A 17,245-nucleotide genomic window follows, 5' to 3' on the forward strand; every position below is an offset into this window, starting at 1 on the left:
CGCCGGTCAGCGGGACTGGTTCACGTTCGTCGAGCGGGTCACCCCGCGCCAGCTCCAGGCATTCGGGTTCCCGCCCCCCGGACATCCGTACTGGACACCGGAGACGCCGGCCGGGATGGCGCTACGGTATCCGGGGCTCGACCTCACGCCCTGGCGCCGGCCCGGCTGACCCCTGCCGCATCGCGTGGTCATATGGGCGGGGCCGGTGCGGACATGAGTGCGGCAGGATCGAAAACGCCCGAGTCGCCGTCCACCCGGTCCACGCCGGCCGTCGCGGGCGGGGGGCGCCACTCAGAGGCGCGGCGCGTCCGCATGCTCCAGAGCCTCGCGGGCGGCGAGATATCCCGCGATTCTGAACGCCAACTCGTGGGAACCGAACGCCTCGGCGCGGGCCTGCCGCAGCACCACTCTGGTGGCGGTCACGACGCCGTGCTCGGGCAGATTCAACTGCTCTTCGATCCCGGCGGCGACCGCCGCGAAGAAGCGCGGCAGATCCCCGGAGGGTTCGTACTCCACCGTCAGCCCCTCGGCCACCTCGAAGGCGCAGCCCTCGGCTGCGGGCTCGAAATCCACTGTGATCTCCGCGAAGTGCGGCGCGCAGTTCTGCTTCTGATGCAGCACGCGCACGCCACGGATGGGATGCGGCGGGAACCGAGGCGGCGCTGACTTCATGCCGGAACACTACCTCCGACCTGCTCCCCCACGGTGTTGACCGGCGCGGGTCAGCGCCAACTGGACATCTGAGACGGGGCGTTCACCCTCATCGAGGCAGACGCAGGCCTCGACGACGACGCCGGACACCGCCGGACACCCCCGGACAGACGGGCCCTGGCCCGATCCGCCGATCGGGCCAGGGCCGTTTCCTTCAGTCCATCGGTGACGTGGCGGCCGGGTCCTCCTCCACCCCCAGCATCGCCGGCGGCTGGTTCCCGCTGCCGCGTCCCCAGCCGGACGACGCTCCGTCCGTGGTGAGCCTGAAGTCGACCGTGCCGGCGGCGAGCAGGTCATGGTGCGAGATCCAGCTACGAGCGGTCTTCTCACCCCCGACGGTCAGCTTGTCGATGTACTGGTTGACCGATGACTTCGCCCCCGGGGCGTTCAGCGTGAGCCGGGTACCGTCGGACTGCGTGATCACGGCCTTCGGGAACATCGGCGCGGAGAAGATGTAGTTGCCCGTGCCGGGCTGTGCCTCGAAGAGGCCCAGCATCGCGAACGCGCCCATGGCCGAACTGGCGCCGAGGTCGTCGTTGCCGGGAATACCGTTGTACGTGTCCGTGTAGAGCGCGCGCTGCGCGCGTGTCACCGCGGACGTCTTCCAGGGGCTGTCCGTCCACGCGTACATCCACGGGGCATGGAAGTCGGGCTCGTTGTTCGGGTTGAACTCGAAGTGGCCGTTGTAGTCGATCGGCCCCGTCACCCAGTGCTTCGACGCCGCCGTGGAGACATCGTCGAGGACCGCGGGGAAGGTGAAGAACGTATCGAGCCGCTTCTCGGCCTCATCGGCTCCGCCCATCAGCCGGAACAGCGCCTCGGGGTCCTGCTGGCCGAGCCACTGGTACTGCCAGGCGGTGCCTTCCTTGAAGCCCTTGCCGTTCACCACCGCGTCGGTCGGTACGAAACCGCCGTCAGCGGCGCGGACCTGGGGGAACCCGGCATAGCCCTTGGACTCGATGTCCGGATTCCAGATGTGCGCGAATTCGTCACAGCGAGGCCGGAGGGCTTCCGCCTCCGCGACCTTTCCGAGGCCGATGGCCATCGTGCCGAGCGCGCAGTCCGCCAGCGAGTATTCGAGACCGATGGAAGCGGCCTCGCCCGGACTACGCTCGGACGGAATGAATCCCCTGGACAGGTAGTCCGGATTGAACTCTCGCGCCTTGATGTTGGTCGCCGGGGGCGGAACCTCATTGACGTTCTTCCACAGCGCGGCGAACAGCTTGGCGGAGAGTTCGTCATCGAGCAGACCGCGCGAATACAGGGTGACGATGAAGGGCGTCACGGGATCACCACTGGTGGCATTCGTCTCGGCCTGGCCCAGCGACCACCGGGGCACCCATCCGCCCTGTTCATAGATCGCCAGGATCGACCGGGCGATATCGGTCGCGCGTTTCGGTTCGAGAAGCGCGATCAGCTGATTCTGCGATCGGTACGTGTCCCACATCGACAGCATCTGGTAGTAGTCGTCGCCCGGTGCGACCTGGTGCGGCTTGCCGTCGAAGCCCTGGTAGGTGCCGTCCACGTCCTGTGCGACCGACGGGTGCAGCAACCCGTGGTACAGCTCGGTGTAGAAGGTCTTCAGGTCGTCGGTCGAGTCGCTGGACACCCGTACGCTCCGGAGCTGCTTCTTCCACACCGCGTGCGCGTCGTCGCGCACCGTGTCGAAGGACTTCAGCTTCCCTCGGGACCCCCGCCCCTTGGACAGTTCCGCGACGCGGTTCTTCTCCGCGCCCTCGACCGAGGTGTAGGAGACGCCGGTGTGGGTGACGACCGGGGCCTTCCCGCCGGGTGCGAAGGAGACCACGGCGCCGCCCGTGGCAGCGGTTCGCCCGGCGACGGGTACCTTCTCGCCACGGTTCCAGGTGGCGACCGCGGCGACCGGCTCGGAGAACGTCATGCTGAAGTGCAGGGTGTAGCGGCTCGGCCGATTGGCCCCGCAGAAGGAGCCGCTCGTCACCGACCCCTGGATCTTGTCGCCGACGACCTTCACATCGCTCGCGAACGTCTGCCCCCAGACGTCCGTGACATTGACGATCAGCTTGCGGTCCGGCTCACCGTCCGCGTACGTGAACCGGTCGACGCCCGTGCGGGTGGTCGACGTCAGCTCCGCGCGTATGTTGTGCCGTTCCAGCGTCACACCGTAGTAACCGGGCCTCGACACCTCGGTGTCGTGGCTGAACTCAGACATGTTCGCCGAGAGGGATGTGTCGGTCACCGCACCCACGGTCGGCATGATCCGGACCCAACTGCCCGCGGGGCAGCCGATACCGGAGAGATGTACCTGGCTGAAGCCGGTCAGAGTGGTGGCCTCATAGTTGTAGGCGGCATTGCCCACATTCGTGTCCGGACTGTTCTGCACCATGCCGAACGGCACGGCCGCTCCGGGGAAGGTCATTCCCGAAGTGGTGTTGCCGACTCGCGGATTGACGTAGCCAGTCGGATCGGAGACCGCATGCGGCGCGGCACTGGCGGCGGGGACTCCCAGCAGGCCCGCCAAGACCGCCGCGGCGGTCGCCCCCACCGCCGTTCGCCACCGGGTGACGAATCTGGACATGTTGAGCGCCTCCCGATTGACAACGTTGTCTTGGGCTCGGATGCTTACAGCTGCTGTGACTTATGTCAAGAGACCGAACAAAAGCCGGGCCGCGGCCCCGGCGCCGACATCGCTGACGTCCCTGACCGCCCCCATGTCCGCCAACGGGCCGCCGGTCGTGCCGTGGTGGCCGAGGGCCTTCGGGATGACGGGGGCCTTGGCCTGACCTGGGCCCCCGTCCCGTGGAGAACTCCGGGTCACCAGTCGTGGACAGTCCCGTCCCCGAGTCTGTTGACGGGCAGATAGGCCGCCTTGTACGGGTGGGCGGCAGCCAGTTCCTCGTCCAGCTCCACTCCGATGCCGGGCGCCTCGCCAGGGTGCAGGTACCCCTCCGTGAAGGTGTACGCGTGCCGGAACACCTCCTCGGTGAGCGGGGTGTGACCCGAGTACTCCTGTATGCCGAAGTTGTGGACGGCGAGGTCGAGATGGACCGCGGCGGCCATCCCCACCGGGGAGATGTCCTCGGGCCCGTGCACGGCGCTCTTGATCTGGTACTGCGCGGCGAAGTCGAAGAGTTTGCGCAGCGGTGTGACACCGCCGAAGTGCGTGACCGCTGAGCGCACGTAGTCGATCAGCTGCTCGGTGATCAGGGCCTGGTAGTCGTACACGGTGTTGAGGACCTCGCCGATGGCCAGCGGCGTGGTGGTGTGCCGGCGTACCAGTCGCAGGGCCTCCTGGTTCTCGGCGGGGGTGCAGTCCTCCAGCCAGAACGGCCGGTAGGGCTCCAGGTCCTTGCCGAGCCGTGCCGCCTGGATCGGTGTGAGCCGGTGGTGGGCGTCGTGGAGCAGGGGCAGTTCGGCGCCGAACTCCGCGCGTACCGCTTCGAATACGGCGGGCATGTGACGCAGGTAGGCGTCGGTGTCCCAGTCCTCCACCAGGGGGCGGGCCTGCTGATGCGGGACGGGCGATCCGGTGCCGTCCGTACTGGACACGCCGTACACGGCCCGCAGACCGGGGATGCCCGACTGGATCCGGACCGCGGGGTAGCCCTCGGCCAGGCGGGCCCTGACCGAGTCGAGGAGTTCGGGGATGTCACGGCCGTTCGCATGGCCGTAGGTGCCGACGCGGTCCCGGCTCGCCCCGCCGAGGAGTTGGTAGAGCGGAAGCCCGGCGGCCTTGGCCTTGATGTCCCACAGGGCGACGTCGACGGCGGCGATCGCGGCCATCGTCACCGGCCCGCGCCGCCAGTAGGCGCCCCGGTACAGGGACTGCCAGGTGTCCTCGATCCTGTGCGGGTCGAGACCTATGAGGAGTGGGGCCACGTGGTCGGTGAGGTAGCTGACGACGGCGAGCTCGCGGCCGTTGAGGGTGCCGTCGCCGAGGCCGGTGAGCCCCTCGTCCGTCGTCAGTTTGAGGGTGACGAAGTTACGGCCGGGGCTGGTGACGACGACGGTCGCGTCGACGATCTTCATGGATGTTGCTTTCTCTTCCGGGTGCGGGGGTGAGGGGCTGGTCAGCCCTTGGTGGCGCCCGAGGTCAGCCCGGACACCAGGTACTTCTGGCCGAGGACGGCGGCCAGGACGACGGGGACGGTGATCAGGGTGGAGGCGGCCATGAGACCACCCCAGTCGGTGCTCGCGTAGGAGATGAAGTTGAAGAGGGTCACCGGCACGGTCTGGGTGATGTCGTCGGCGAAGACCAGCGCGAACATGAAGTTGTTCCAGCTGAAGACGAAGGCCAGCAGCGAGGCGGTCGCGGTGCCCGGTGCCGCCAGCGGCAGCGAGATGCGCCAGAAGGCACCGAAGGCGCTCAGCCCGTCGGTACGCGCCGCTTCCTCCAGTTCGACCGGCAGCCCCGCGAAGAAGCTGATCATGATCCACATGATGAGCGGGACGGAGACGAACATGTGGCTGAGGATCAGCACGGTGTAGGAGCCGACGAGCCCCAGTTGCGCGAACAGGTAGTACCAGGGCACCAGCAGCGAGATCGCCGGGACGATGCGCGCGACCAGGATGAGGGAGCCTGTGCGGTGCATGTTGAACCGGCCCACGGCCCAGGCGGCCGGTACGGCGATGACGGCGGACAACGCGGTGGATATCACGCCGACGAGCAGGGAGTTGCCCATCGACCGCAGGATCTGCCCGGCCTCGATGATGGTGCGGAAGTTGTCGAGGGTGGGGCTGAACCACAGGCCCACGGACGGGTCGGTCACCTGCACGTTGGTCTTGAACGCGGCGGCGAACATCCACACCACCGGCAACGCGAAGACGAGCGTCACGATCGTGATGGCGGTGCCGCGCAACCAGGACCGGTTCCTGCGACGCGGCGGTCCGGCCGGGCGCCTGCCGGTCGAGCGGGTGACGCGGGTGACGGTGGCACTCATGTGGTCTTCCTTCCGCCCCGGCGGCGCAGCAGCACCACGACAGCGATGATGAAGAGCGTGAACAGGACCAGAACGGCGGCGGCCAGGCCGTACTCCTGGTAGTCGAAAGTGAGCCCGTAGGCGTAGACGTTGAGGGTTTCCGCCTCGAAGTCCGAGCCGCCTCCCGCGCCCTTGGTGGCGTAGAGGATGTCGAAGGTCTTGAGGGCGTCGACGGCGCGCAGTACGAGCGCGGTCGCCAGGGCCGGGCCGAGCATCGGCAGCACGATGTGGCGGAAGCGCTGCCATGCGTTGGCGCCGTCGACGAGCGCGGCCTCCTCGGGCTCCTCGGGGAGGGTGGTCAGGCCGGCGAGCAGCAGCAGTGTCATCATCGGTGTCCACTGCCACACGTCGATGAGCATCAGTGTCGGCAGCGACTGGCCCACCGAGCCGAGGAACTCCTGCCTGGGCAGTCCGACGCCTTCGAGGAGGTGGTTGGCTATGCCGTTGGTGGGATCGAGGATCAGCAGCCACAGGATGCCGATCGCCACCGGAGTGGTGAGCAGCGGAATGATCAGGACGGTACGCACCCAGCGCATACCGCGGAACGGCTTGCGCATCAGCATCGCCAACGCGAGGCCCAGCACCGTCTCCACCAGCACCGCGCCGACCGTGAACACGAGTGTGCGGCGGGCGGCCGGCCAGAACCGGCGGGTGTCGCCGAGGGCATCGGTGAAGTTCCGCAGGCCGATGTGTTTCTTGCCGGCGTTCACCGCGCCGAAGGCGTCGGTCAGGCTGAGGTCGAGTGTGAAGGCCAGGGGGAAGACGATCATCAGGCCCACGAAGAGCAGCGCCGGGGCGAGCATCGTCCACTTCAGGCGCCGGTTGGCCTGCTCGAAGGTGAGCGGCCGGCGCGCACGGGCCGGTCCGTCGCCCGGCGGACGGGAGGCGACAGGGACCGTGGAGGCCTTCGTGAGGGACATCAGGACTCCTTGTGGCGGTTGTCGCGGACCAGGAAGTCGGCGAACTCCGCGTCCGCGTCGCGGGCGACGGGCGGTACGGCCTCGCCGAGGATGCCGGCGACCAGCGGCCGCCCGACGATGTCCCGGGCCCGGCCGACCTGAAGGACGCGGGGCCGGTCATAGCCCAGGCCGCGCTCCGCGTTGAGCCGCATGGCGTCGGCCAGGTCCGGCGGGAAAACGGCGAGCGCCTTCGGATCGGACCACACGGAGGCGCGGGCGCCGGGGATACCGTCCGCCTGGAGCGCGGCGGACATCTCCGGCCCGGCGGCCCACTTGATGAACTGCCAGGCGTCGTCGCGCAGCCGGGAGAACGTGTTGATGCCGAGGCTCCAGGACGGGATGTTGTGCGGCCGGGCGCCGGCCGGTCCGGCGGGGAAGGGGGCGAAGCCGACGCTCTCCCGCACGGTGGACACCTTCGGGTCGAGGAAGCTGCTGTAGATCGCGTCGGCATCGATGTAGAACGCCGCCTTGCCCTGCGCGAAGATCGGCATGGCGCCTTCGAGGCTCATGTTGGTCGCTCCGGGCGGGCCCGTTCTCGCCAGCAGCCTGCCGTAGTACTCGTACGCGGCGAGTGCCTCCGGAGTTCCGATGCCGGACTTGCCCTCCACGACGAAGTCACCGCCGTGCGAGTACAGGAAGCTCGACCACTGGGATACGGCGCCGCTGCGCTGTCCCCGGCCGACGAAGCCGTAGAAGCCCTAGTTCCGCCGCGTGAGTTCCTGCGCGGCGGCCATCAGCGCGTCCAGGGTACGGGGCGGCCCGCCGAGATCGTCGACCATGTCCTTCCGGTAGTACAGCACCGGGCGTTCGGTCACCACCGGGACGCTCAGCACCTTTCCCGCCGTCACGGACGCCTGGCGCGGGGCCTTCTGGAAGTCCGGCCAGGCGAACTCCTCGTCTCCCCCGACCCGGTCGGTGAGGTCGGTGAGCCAGCCGTTGTGCGCGAAAACCAACTGCTCCTGCAGCGCGCGGACCATCATCACGTCCACGTCGGTGCCGGAGGCGTTGAGCTTGACGTTGTAGCTGCTCGCGAGCTGGTCGGCGGTGAGGAGCGTCATCGACACCCGCCGCCCGATCAGCTCCTCGAACTCCTTCGTCCGGCGCCGGATCGCCTGAGACCACACATGGTTGATCGCCATGATCCGCAACGGTGTGTCGGCCGAGGGGGAACCGCCCCGCGCCGAACAGGCACTGAGCACCCCCGCGCCGACGGCCCCGGCGGCGAGCCTGCCGAAGGAGCGCCGGCTCAGGAGCTGGCTGCTCGTGGACATCCTTGGTCCTCGTCTCTCTGCGGTGTACGAACGGCTCTCAGATCACTGGTCCAACTGGTAGGACCAGTTGCGACGGCCAAGACCGTAACAGTGGAAGAGCCATGCCGACCAGCCTCTGACCGCGATTTCCCGAAGCCGCGTGGTGGGTTACGCCCGCCCCCTGGCGCGCTTGGTGGGTTACGCCCGCCCCCTGGCGCGCTTGGTGGGTTACGCCCGGCCCGTGGCGCGCTTGGTGGGCTACGCCCGCCCCGTGGCGCCGCCCCGCCTGGTCTCCGTCTGTCCGAGGAGCGCCTCGATGTGATTGCGTGCCATGATGTCGACCTGAAGGTCGAGATCCGCCCCGTAGGTGCGCAGACCGAGCATCAGGTGCTCCCGCATCCGCGCACAGGCGGCCTCCACGTCCCGCGCCTCGATCGCCTCGAAGATCTCCGGATGGTGCGGAACGCCGGCCTCGCCGATCGACGGGTCGGAGTTCGAGCGCAACATCATCTCGAACATCATCCCGCTGATCGAGGACAGCATGATCCGTAGCACCGGGTTCTTGCTCGCCACCGCGATGGCGTCGTGGAAGCTCATATCGGCCTGCGCCTTGATCACGACGTCGGTCGCCGATTCCATGGCGTCCCGTGCGGACCGCATCGCGGCGATGTCGTGGTCCGTGGCCCGCTCGGTCGCCAGCCGGACGATCTCGACCTCAAGCGGAATCCGTGCCTCGATCAGATGACGGACCGTGGGCCGGCCCGCCCGGTAGAGCGCGTCGTACCCCCGGGCCTGCCCTGAGGTCTGCTCCCGCACGAACGAACCGCGCCCCGGCGCGACCTCGATCAGATGCTGGGCCTCCAGCCGTCGTAGCACCTCGCGCACGACGTTCCTGCTGGAACCGAAGTGGGCGGCGAGCTCGCGCTCCGACGGGAGTTTCGTCCCGACGGCGATCTCTCCGGACCTGATGTCGTGCTCCAGTTGACGCGCGATGCGCTCCGTCAGCAGCCCCCGCTGCGCGGGGTCCGTGACAGGTCCGGACTGCGAGGAGCCCGACGGTGATGAGGGGGCGGGCGGCTGCATAGGGGCAGCGTACAGGCCGGCCCGCCGAGGCTCTCCGGCTGAGCACCGTGGCCGTCGGCCTGCTGACGGCGGCGCTCGCTCATCATGTCGGTGCCGACACCCTCGTACCGGCCTGCTGCCAGGACCTGTCCTGAAGGTCCCGGCTGCCCGGCCCGGCCCTGGTCACCCGGGGCCGGGCCGGATCCGCGTTCAGCCGGTGATCTTGAAGGTGTTCGGTGAGTCGTTCCGCTGTGCCACCTGCCCCGGGAGCAGGTTCTGGATCTTGTTGCCCGTGAACTTCCCCGTGCCGGTGACTCCCGAGTTGATCCAGATTCCCTCCTTCGCCGGCCGGTCGATCGTGTTGTTCGTCAGCGTGACATTGACGCGCGTGCGATCGATGCTGAGCCCGGCCGTGAGCGACCCGCGGATGATGTTGTCGCTCAAGGTGACGTTCGTGAAAGCGTTCGGGAACTGCGAGGTGGCCCCTGGTGAGCCGATGTGGACCCCGTGCCGGACGCCGTTCCAGCCGCCGCCGCCCTGGAGGACGTTTCCGGCGACCGTGGCGGACTCCAGGGGGTGCCCGGAATCGCCGAACACACTGATGTCCAGGGCGTTGTTCGACGACACGCTGTTCACCACGTTGTTCCGCACCTCGACGTTCTTTCCGCCGGCGATCCGGATCCCGTTGGCCCACCAGGGCGCGATCGCGGTGTTGTTGAGGATCTTCGCCCCGGATACCTGGCCGTTCTGTCCGGCGGCGCCGGCGTCCGAGTACGTCGCGAAGGAATCGTCACCGGTGTTCCGGGCGAAGCTGTTACGGACCGTGATGTTGAGGCCGAGCTTCTCCGGGTTCGGCGTGTTGCCGTTGTTGATGTTGAAGCCGTCGCCGTAACTGTCGGCGGTCCGGCTGTTCTGCAGGACACCGTTCGTGCCCGACAGCCAGTTGGAGTCGATATGCCGCGTCCAGAGCCGGTCGATCAGCCAGCCCGTACCGCCGGCGTTGACGCCGTAGTCCGAACCGCCGGTGTCACCGACCCCCCGCCAGATGGCGTTGGTGTCGATCTGAAGGTCCGTCAGCGTGGTTTTCGTGCCCACGACGATCTGCGAACGCCAGGAGTTGGCCGGCAGCGGAACCTTGCGGAACAGGGTGGTGTACCACATGCCGGCACCCTGCACCTTCACACCGGTGAAGTCCAACGGCTTGGAAACCAGGCTGTTCGTCAGGTATTTGCCCTGCGGGATCCACACCGACTTCCCCTGCGAGCGGGCGGCGTTCACCGTGTCCTGGATGGCGACCGTCGAATCCTTCTGGAAGCCGGGGTCCGCTCCGTTGCTGACGACGGAGATCGAGTTCGCCGGCTGCGCCAGTGCGGCACCGACGTTCTCCAGGTCGACGGAGTCGATGTCGTAGACGGCGGCCGTGTTGCCGGCGTCCTTCTTGAGCTGGATGGTGCTGCCCGGGGCGATGGCGGCGCCCGTCACCCGCAGGGGGAATTCGTTGTAGAAGCGGTAGGCCACGCCGCCGGCGCGGGGGTCGTCCGGGTTGGTCGTCGCACCGCGGTAGTTCCACGCCTGCTGCGAGCTGAGGGAGATCGCCTGGCGGAAGGTGCCGTTCACGTACAGGTTCAGCGTCGCGTTGATCCCGCCGCCCCCGGCCGAATCCGGGATCGAGGCGCGGACCACGAGGCTGTTGGCGTTCTTCCCCGTGTTGTTCGTCAGCGTCACGGAATCGCCGTTGGCCTTCAGTTCGACCAGCGCGTACCCCGAGGCCTCGCCCTCCAGGGTGGCCTTGGTCGGGGGCGTCGCGCCGGGGCTGATGGAGCGGACACGGGCGCCGCCGCCGAGCGTCCCGGATTCGGCTTCCACCGTCACGAAGGGAGTGGTGGCCCCGGCCGCGGCGACGATCTGGGCCTCGGACAACGCGGCCGGCCGGGCGTCGGCGGCTGCCAGGGCAACGTTGTCAGGGCGTGCGTCGCCGCTCTGGACGGACACCACGCCCACAGCGAGCAACGCGAGGCCACAGAGGCCGGGCATGATCTTGCGGTACATGTTTTACCCCTTGGTGGGATTGGCGATTGTGCGGGAACCGCCAAACCGCGAGCGGCTACGTGTCCGGGAACGCTCGGACATCAAGGCGGTCGAAAGGTTCCGCCTTCTGTGCCGGCAGCTTGACCATATGGGCGAGATTGAACTTCCCAACTCACGACTCGTCAATAGTCCCAGCACTCACGAGGGCATGCCTGGCCGGAAGGTGCTGCCCGGTGATGCGATTGGTTCTCCCCTCCCTGTGCGCACATCGAGGACGTACGCACAGGGAGGGGAAGAACGGGGGCGCGGATCTCACACGGCGCTGCAGCCACCGTCCACGGGCACGGAAGCGCCCGTCACGAACGAGGATCGGTCGCCGCACAGCCACACCACGGCCTGCGCGATCTCCTGGGGATCGGCGAGCCTGCGCTGGATGGCCCGGCCGACGCTGAGTTCTTCCAGCTGGGGCAGCACGCTGATGGCCTCGTCCATCAGCTCGGTCCTGGTGGCACCCACCATCAGCGCGTTGACCCTGATCCCCCGGCCGCCGTACTCGGCCGCGGCGGCCTTGGTCAGCCCGGCCACCGCGTGCTTGGCGGCGACGTACGGGGCCGCCGCTCCGGTGGCGAACAGCCCTGCCGTACTGGAGGTGTTGACGATCGAGCCGCCGGACCCCTGGCGCAGCATCACGGGGATCTGCTGGCGGAGGCAGTTCCAGACCCCGCGCACGTTGGTGTCCATGATCCGGTCGTATTCGGCCTCGTCCATCTCGTGCAGCGGAGTGCCGAGCGAGCCCCAGCCCGCGTTGTTGAACGCCCCGTCGAGCGAGTCGAACCGGTCCACGGCGAGCGCCACGGCGCGCTCGACGTCGGCGGCGGACCGTACGTCACCCGGTGCCGCGACGGCCCGCCCGCCCGCGTCGTTGATCTCTCCGGTGATCTCACGGAGCCGCTCCTCGCGCCGCGCCATGAGCACGACCGCCGCGCCTTCCGCCGCGAGCAGCCGCGCCGCCGCCTCTCCGATGCCACTGGACGCCCCGGTGACCATGACTGTCTTGCCTGTGAGTGACACTCGTCCCCCCGTACGCAGGAATTCGTATGCAGAATGAATCAAGCCGGAAAGAGTTCCGGAAGGAGCCTAAGGGGAGGCGGTTCGCGTGGGTGTGGCGCTCGCGCGGGCCTCGCCGAACTCCAGGCGCTTCATGACACTGGGCACCGCGATCGCCGGCAGGACGCAGTGCCAGATCTCCTCGATGCGCTGGCGCAGATCACGTCGCCCGCTCTCCAGGCTCGCGTGCATCTGCGCGCCGGTACACGCGTAGACGATGAGGCGGGCCACCGCGTCGATCTGGACACCCACCCTCAGTTCTCGTCTGCGCCCGGCGTCGACGAGATCCTCGGTCATCACCCGCACCCACTGCTGGTGCGAGTTCTCGTCCGGGTCGATGAAGTGCTCCTGGTCCATCACCAGCCGGGCTCCCGCCAACAGCACGGGATCATCGACCAGTTGACGGCCCCAGGTGAGCGTGACGTCGATGGCGTGCTGGATTCCCCTGGACTCGATCGGCGGCACCACCAGGTCGGGCTGGCTGCGGACTATCTCGCGAGCCAGCTCTTCCTTGCTCGGGAAGTGGAAGTACATCGCGCCCAGTGTGAGTCCGGCGCGGTGGGCGATCTTGGCGACACTCGCACCGGCGAATCCGGACTCGGCGAAGACCTCCGCCCCGGCCCGTACCAGAGCGGCCCTGGTGCGCAACGCCCGTTCCTGCTTCAGGCTCCGTCCCGTCAACTGATTGTTCCCCACCATACTCAGTAAAGCCTCGACAAAGAAAAGAATGCTCTCTATTTTATGATGCGGCAGCTGATTCAAGCCAACACGTGACACCGCAAGCCGGCCCGCCGGCACGTGTTGACGTTCCAGTTCCAGCGACATCCAAGGGGGAGAAGTCGCATGGCCTGCAACACCATCCGCTCAGCACCGTCCACACTCGCACCCGAACCCGCGCTCAAGGGGTACGTACGCAAGTCCGCGACCGAGGAGATCCTGGTCCGCGACTGGCGCAACGTCTCCCCCGAGACCCAGATCGTTACCCTGCGGTGGCCTCACACGCACTCTTTCTACACACTCCCCGGGGGTGCCGCCAGCCCTCTGCTCCTCACCGAATGCATCCGGCAGGGGCTCGCCCTGCTCTCCCACACGGTCCATGACATCCCGCTCGATCACCGACTGGGCTGGGAGTACGCCAGGACCGCCGTCGTTCCGGCCGCGTTACGCCCGCGGTCGGGGCCGGTGATCGCGGAGCTGAGGATCACGCACACCACGGTCACGCGCCGCCGCGGCGGCTCGGTGCATCTGACCGCGTACATCAACTCCACCGTCGCCGGTGAGCACTTGGGCACCGGCGAGATCCGTTACACCACGCACCCGCCGGGCATCTACCGCCGGCTGCGCAGGGAGTACGCGGACGCCGGACGGGCCTTCGCCAACGCCCTGCCCCCGGCGCCGCCCGCCGCTCCCGATCTGGTGGGCCGTGATGACGTCAGGGATGTCGTCATCGCACCGACCGGCACCGCGCACCACTGGCAGTTGCGCACGGACACCACGCACTCGACTCTCTACGACCACCCGCACGACCACATCCCCGGGATGGTCCTCCTGGAGGCCGTGTCCCAGGCCGTCCGGGCCGAGTTCGGCGAGCGGGGCCCGGTGGTCCCGCTCGACTTCGACACCGTCTTCTCGCGGTACGTCGAGTTCGACGCCCCGGTCTCGATCGATGTCGCACCGGACAAGCCGGACCTGCTGGGCAGGGACCGGCTCCGAGTGGCAGGGACGCAGAACGGCAGGGAGGTCTTCCGTACCGTGGTGACCTGCGTGCCGGCCGCCGTGCCGGGAGCGGCGCCGCCGCGCGCGACGTAGCCGGGATTCCGGAGGGGGTGCGGCCGGCCGGGGAGGGCCGGCCGCGCCCGCCGGACGGGCCGCCGCGCGGTACCCGCGCGGCTCGCCGTACCGGATCCGCGCGTAGTCTGCCGGGCATGACCGGTGAAAGTGATCTGCGGAAACTGCTGAGCGGTATGCGGCCGCGACTCAACCCGGGCCGCTATGTGTTCACCACCGCCGAAGAGGGTGGTGTGCCCGCCGGTGTCACCCCCGTGGTCACGGTCGCCGAGCAGGAGGGCCTCACGCTGGTGGTACGGCTGGAGGACGCCGATACGGTCGGACTGCCGTACGACTACGTGGCCGGCTGGATCACGTTGCGCGTCCACTCCGCCCTGGAGGCGGTCGGCCTCACCGCCGCCGTCGCCCGGGAACTCGCCGATATCGGCCTGAGCTGCAACGTGGTCGCCGGTTTCCACCACGACCACCTCTTCGTACCGTACGAACGCGCCGCCGAGGCGGTCGCCGCGCTGGAGGCCCTCGCGCACCGGTCCCCATGACCGCGCCGCGCTCCGCGCCGGTCAACTCCCCTGTGGGGCGACGGGCGTCGGGGCCGCCTCGTCGCTTCGGTTCCAGGTCAGACTCACGGAGAAGTTCGCGGCCGTGGCCGTACTGGCGATGACGACATCGGCCTCGGCCGACAGCGACACACCGAACTCCAGCGTGATCTCGTCCGGCGCGTTCGCCATCCCCCGCAGCCGCCCGACGAAGCTCTCCGCCACGGGCCGTACGGTGTCCAGCATCTGGCCGAACGACCGCTCGGCCCGCGCCACGGAGCGACTGCCGCGCCCGACTCGGACGAGGGCTTCGTCCACTTCACGGATCTGCACCCGGATCGTCTCGTCACTGCCGTCACCCAGAGGCACTTCGACGGTGTGAACGGCTCGTTCGCTCATGGCATCCTCCAACGGACGGGAGTGGGAGATCCTAACGAACCCGGCGCCCGGCCGGACCGGTCACCGGGTCACACGCGAGGGGCCTCCGGTGCGGCGGCCTCAAGGTCGGCGACGCTGCCCGACATGATCGTCCGTACATGCTCGGTGATGTGTTCCGCCGGCCAGTCCCACCAGGCCACCGACAGCAGCCGGGCCACGTCCTCGTCGTTGTAGCGGGTACGGATGAGCCGAGCCGGGTTTCCGCCGACGATCCCGTAGTCGGGCACGTCCGTGGTGACCACGGCGCCCGAGCCGATGATCGCGCCGTTTCCGATCCGTACGCCGGGCATCACCGTCGTGCGGTAGCCGAACCACACGTCGTTCCCGACGACGGTGTCACCGCGTCCCGGCAGGCCGGTGAGCAGGTCGAAGTGTTCGGCCCACGAGCCGCCCATGGTGGGGAAGGGGAAGGTCGACGGGCCGTCCATGCGGTGGTTGGCACCGTTCATGATGAACCGGACGCCCGTGCCCAGTGCGCAGAACTTGCCGATGACCAGCCTCTCCGGGCCGTAGTGGTACAGCACGTTCTGTGTCTCGAACGCCGTCGGGTCGTCCGGGTCGTCGTAGTAGGAGTACTCCCCGACCTCGATCAGCGGCGACTTCACCAGCGGTCGGAGCAGCACCACGCGTGGCTGATCGGGCATCGGATGGAGAACGGCCGGGTCGGCGGGCAGTGGCATGACGAACATGTCCTCGCGGGGTGCGTATCGGTATCGACGGGGATCGGGTGTTCGATCCGGTGCCATGATCACACCATGCCGAGCGGGGCCCGCGCTGCGGATCGACGTCACCGACGGGAAACCTGACGGGAAATCGGTACGGACGACGTCCGCGCTGCTGATCTCGCTGGGTTCGGCGTACACCCACGGGCCGGAGTTCTACCGCCAGTGCCTGGCGGCCTACGGCGGCCTGCCCGGCTGGCATGTCGTCCTCCAGATCGGGAAGTACACCGACCCGCGGGACCTCGGCGACATCCCGGCCAATGTCGAAGTGCGCTCCTGGGTGCCTCAGTTGGCGATTCTGGAGCAGGCCGACGCGTTCATCACCCACGCGGGGATGGGCGGCAGCGGGGAAGGGCTGCTCGTCGGCGTCCCGATGATCGCCGTCCCGCAGGGCGCCGAGCAGTTCACCAACGCCGACCGGCTCGTCGAGCTGGGCGTGGCCCGTCGCGTCGACACCGCGGACGCCACCGCCGAGACCCTGCTGACCGCTCTGCGTGAACTCGTCGCCGACCCGGAGGCCGGCCGTCGTTCGGCGCGGCTCCGTGCCGGAGCACGGGCAGAGGGCGGCACCGCGCGGGCCGCCGGTCTCATCGAGGAGTCGCTGGGCTGATCCGCGCCCCGCCGCCGGGCCGGCGCGGGACACGACGGTGGTCAGGCCGCGAGACGCTGTGCGAGTTCGGTCAGTTGGGGCAGTCGCAGCACGCGTCCGCCGGATCCGGGCAAGGGGACGTGCAGAGGTGCGGTCCAGCGGGCGGGGATCGCGTCGAGTCCGTAGTACGCGCCCGCGAGCCCGCCCGTGACCGCCGCGACGGTGTCCGTGTCACCGCCGAGGTCGATCGCGGCGCGCAGCGCCTCCTCGAAGCCGCCCGTGGCGCGCAGGGCCCAGACCGCGGAGCCCAAGCAGGGCCAGACGGCGCCGTTGAACTCGGTGGCCTGATCGGGGTGCCAGTCGGCGGCGAGGACCGTGGCGTATCGCGCGCGGTGGTCCGGGTGGACGAGGTCCAGGACGTCGGCGAGGGCGCCGAGAGGCTCGGCGCCCTCCAGGGTGATCCGGATGAGTGCGTGAAAGACGGCCGTGCCTTCCCAGGCGGCGCGGTCACCATGGGTCAGGGCCGCGATGCGCCGCGCGGCGTCCATGGTGGCCCGCTGCCCGTCCCGGGCGAAGCGGACGGCGGAAGTGGCGGCGCGCATCAGGGAACCGTTGCCCGCCGCGCGCCGGTTGACCTGGAAGTGAACGCCGGCGGCCAGGTCCCAGGGCATGCCGTTGGTGAGGACGTCCTCGGTCTGGAGGCCGATGTCCTTGGGGCCGGACGCCGCCCATCGCTGGAAGCGGGCGAAGATGTCCGGCGGATCCAGTTCGCCTCGCTCCAGCAGCGACTCCCCCACCAGGACCGCCATCTGCGTGTCGTCCGTGGCCTCGCCGGGATCCCAGCCGCCGCCTCCGCACATCTCGCCGCCGGCCCCGGGCGCCGGGAACCGCGCGGAGAACGCTCCCGCCGGCCCGAACTCGAAGGGAGCTCCGAGGGCGTCACCCACCGCCGACCCGATGACCGCGCCGGCGGACCGCTGTGGTCGATTCACTTCGTCAGGGTATCGGCCCGGCGGTCGTACGAACCGACGCCGGCCACGCACGGCTGAGCCGGCGCCGGAGTCAACCCCCGGCCCCCGGCCGTGCGTTCGGTCCTC

Annotated in this window: 14 protein-coding genes and 2 pseudogenes; 3 read left to right on the top strand and 13 right to left on the bottom strand. The window is 68.9% G+C overall.

Going from position 1 to position 17,245, the window contains the following annotated elements:
* Window positions 1-291: 291 nt before the first annotated feature.
* From ACZ7LS_RS35810 to ACZ7LS_RS35855, 10 genes and pseudogenes are all read right to left on the bottom strand, one after another.
* On the bottom strand, window positions 292-627 hold the full coding sequence (locus ACZ7LS_RS35810) for a hypothetical protein (RefSeq protein WP_382516761.1): 336 nt from the start codon (window positions 625-627) through the stop codon (window positions 292-294).
* Between the two features lie 238 nt (window positions 628-865).
* The gene (locus ACZ7LS_RS35815; RefSeq protein ID WP_382673429.1) at window positions 866-3,268 is read right to left on the bottom strand and encodes a GH92 family glycosyl hydrolase; all 2,403 of its coding nucleotides are present in this window, start codon (window positions 3,266-3,268) and stop codon (window positions 866-868) included.
* A gap of 236 nt (window positions 3,269-3,504) precedes the next feature.
* Window positions 3,505-4,719, bottom strand: a complete 1,215-nt coding sequence (gene manD / locus ACZ7LS_RS35820; RefSeq protein WP_382673426.1) for a D-mannonate dehydratase ManD — start codon at window positions 4,717-4,719, stop codon at window positions 3,505-3,507.
* Window positions 4,720-4,760: 41 nt separating this feature from the next.
* Window positions 4,761-5,630: a carbohydrate ABC transporter permease gene (locus tag ACZ7LS_RS35825; protein WP_385134792.1), complete on the bottom strand. Its 870-nt coding sequence runs from the start codon at window positions 5,628-5,630 to the stop codon at window positions 4,761-4,763.
* A complete protein-coding gene (locus tag ACZ7LS_RS35830) occupies window positions 5,627-6,589 on the bottom strand; it encodes a carbohydrate ABC transporter permease (RefSeq protein WP_382673421.1) in 963 nt (320 codons plus the stop codon). Before ACZ7LS_RS35830 ends, ACZ7LS_RS35825 begins: the two co-directional genes overlap by 4 nt.
* Window positions 6,589-7,899, bottom strand: a pseudogene (locus tag ACZ7LS_RS35835) (ABC transporter substrate-binding protein). Before ACZ7LS_RS35835 ends, ACZ7LS_RS35830 begins: the two are co-directional and overlap by 1 nt.
* 237 nt (window positions 7,900-8,136) lie before the next feature.
* Complete coding sequence (locus ACZ7LS_RS35840) at window positions 8,137-8,961, bottom strand: FadR/GntR family transcriptional regulator (protein ID WP_382516743.1); 825 nt, start codon at window positions 8,959-8,961, stop codon at window positions 8,137-8,139.
* Window positions 8,962-9,150: 189 nt separating this feature from the next.
* Window positions 9,151-10,989 (bottom strand): right-handed parallel beta-helix repeat-containing protein, encoded by a 1,839-nt coding sequence (locus ACZ7LS_RS35845; RefSeq protein WP_382970838.1) that lies wholly within the window; start codon window positions 10,987-10,989, stop codon window positions 9,151-9,153.
* 291 nt (window positions 10,990-11,280) lie between these two features.
* Complete coding sequence (locus ACZ7LS_RS35850) at window positions 11,281-12,039, bottom strand: SDR family NAD(P)-dependent oxidoreductase (RefSeq protein ID WP_382516738.1); 759 nt, start codon at window positions 12,037-12,039, stop codon at window positions 11,281-11,283.
* Between the two features lie 66 nt (window positions 12,040-12,105).
* The gene (locus ACZ7LS_RS35855; protein ID WP_382516735.1) at window positions 12,106-12,756 is read right to left on the bottom strand and encodes a ScbR family autoregulator-binding transcription factor; all 651 of its coding nucleotides are present in this window, start codon (window positions 12,754-12,756) and stop codon (window positions 12,106-12,108) included.
* Between the two features lie 162 nt (window positions 12,757-12,918).
* On the opposite strand from ACZ7LS_RS35855, the gene ACZ7LS_RS35860 reads away from it, so the two are divergent.
* A complete protein-coding gene (locus ACZ7LS_RS35860; protein WP_382516732.1) occupies window positions 12,919-13,884 on the top strand; it encodes a ScbA/BarX family gamma-butyrolactone biosynthesis protein in 966 nt (321 codons plus the stop codon).
* A gap of 116 nt (window positions 13,885-14,000) precedes the next feature.
* Window positions 14,001-14,402 (top strand): ACT domain-containing protein, encoded by a 402-nt coding sequence (locus ACZ7LS_RS35865; protein WP_382673414.1) that lies wholly within the window; start codon window positions 14,001-14,003, stop codon window positions 14,400-14,402.
* 21 nt (window positions 14,403-14,423) lie between these two features.
* On the opposite strand, the gene ACZ7LS_RS35870 is transcribed toward ACZ7LS_RS35865, so the two are convergent.
* Together ACZ7LS_RS35870 and ACZ7LS_RS35875 are read right to left on the bottom strand one after the other, a co-directional pair.
* On the bottom strand, window positions 14,424-14,798 hold the full coding sequence (locus ACZ7LS_RS35870) for a CU044_2847 family protein (protein ID WP_382516726.1): 375 nt from the start codon (window positions 14,796-14,798) through the stop codon (window positions 14,424-14,426).
* Window positions 14,799-14,866: 68 nt separating this feature from the next.
* On the bottom strand, window positions 14,867-15,517 hold the full coding sequence (locus ACZ7LS_RS35875; RefSeq protein ID WP_382516899.1) for a CatB-related O-acetyltransferase: 651 nt from the start codon (window positions 15,515-15,517) through the stop codon (window positions 14,867-14,869).
* Between the two features lie 157 nt (window positions 15,518-15,674).
* On the opposite strand from ACZ7LS_RS35875, the pseudogene ACZ7LS_RS35880 reads away from it, so the two are divergent.
* Window positions 15,675-16,169 (top strand): annotated as a pseudogene (locus ACZ7LS_RS35880) (nucleotide disphospho-sugar-binding domain-containing protein); the annotation flags it as partial.
* A 41-nt stretch (window positions 16,170-16,210) separates the two neighbouring features.
* Here ACZ7LS_RS35880 and ACZ7LS_RS35885 read toward each other — a convergent pair.
* Window positions 16,211-17,140: an ADP-ribosylglycohydrolase family protein gene (locus ACZ7LS_RS35885; protein ID WP_382516723.1), complete on the bottom strand. Its 930-nt coding sequence runs from the start codon at window positions 17,138-17,140 to the stop codon at window positions 16,211-16,213.
* Window positions 17,141-17,245: the final 105 nt, after the last annotated feature.

It is taken from the genome of Streptomyces sp. NPDC039430 (assembly GCF_055639435.1).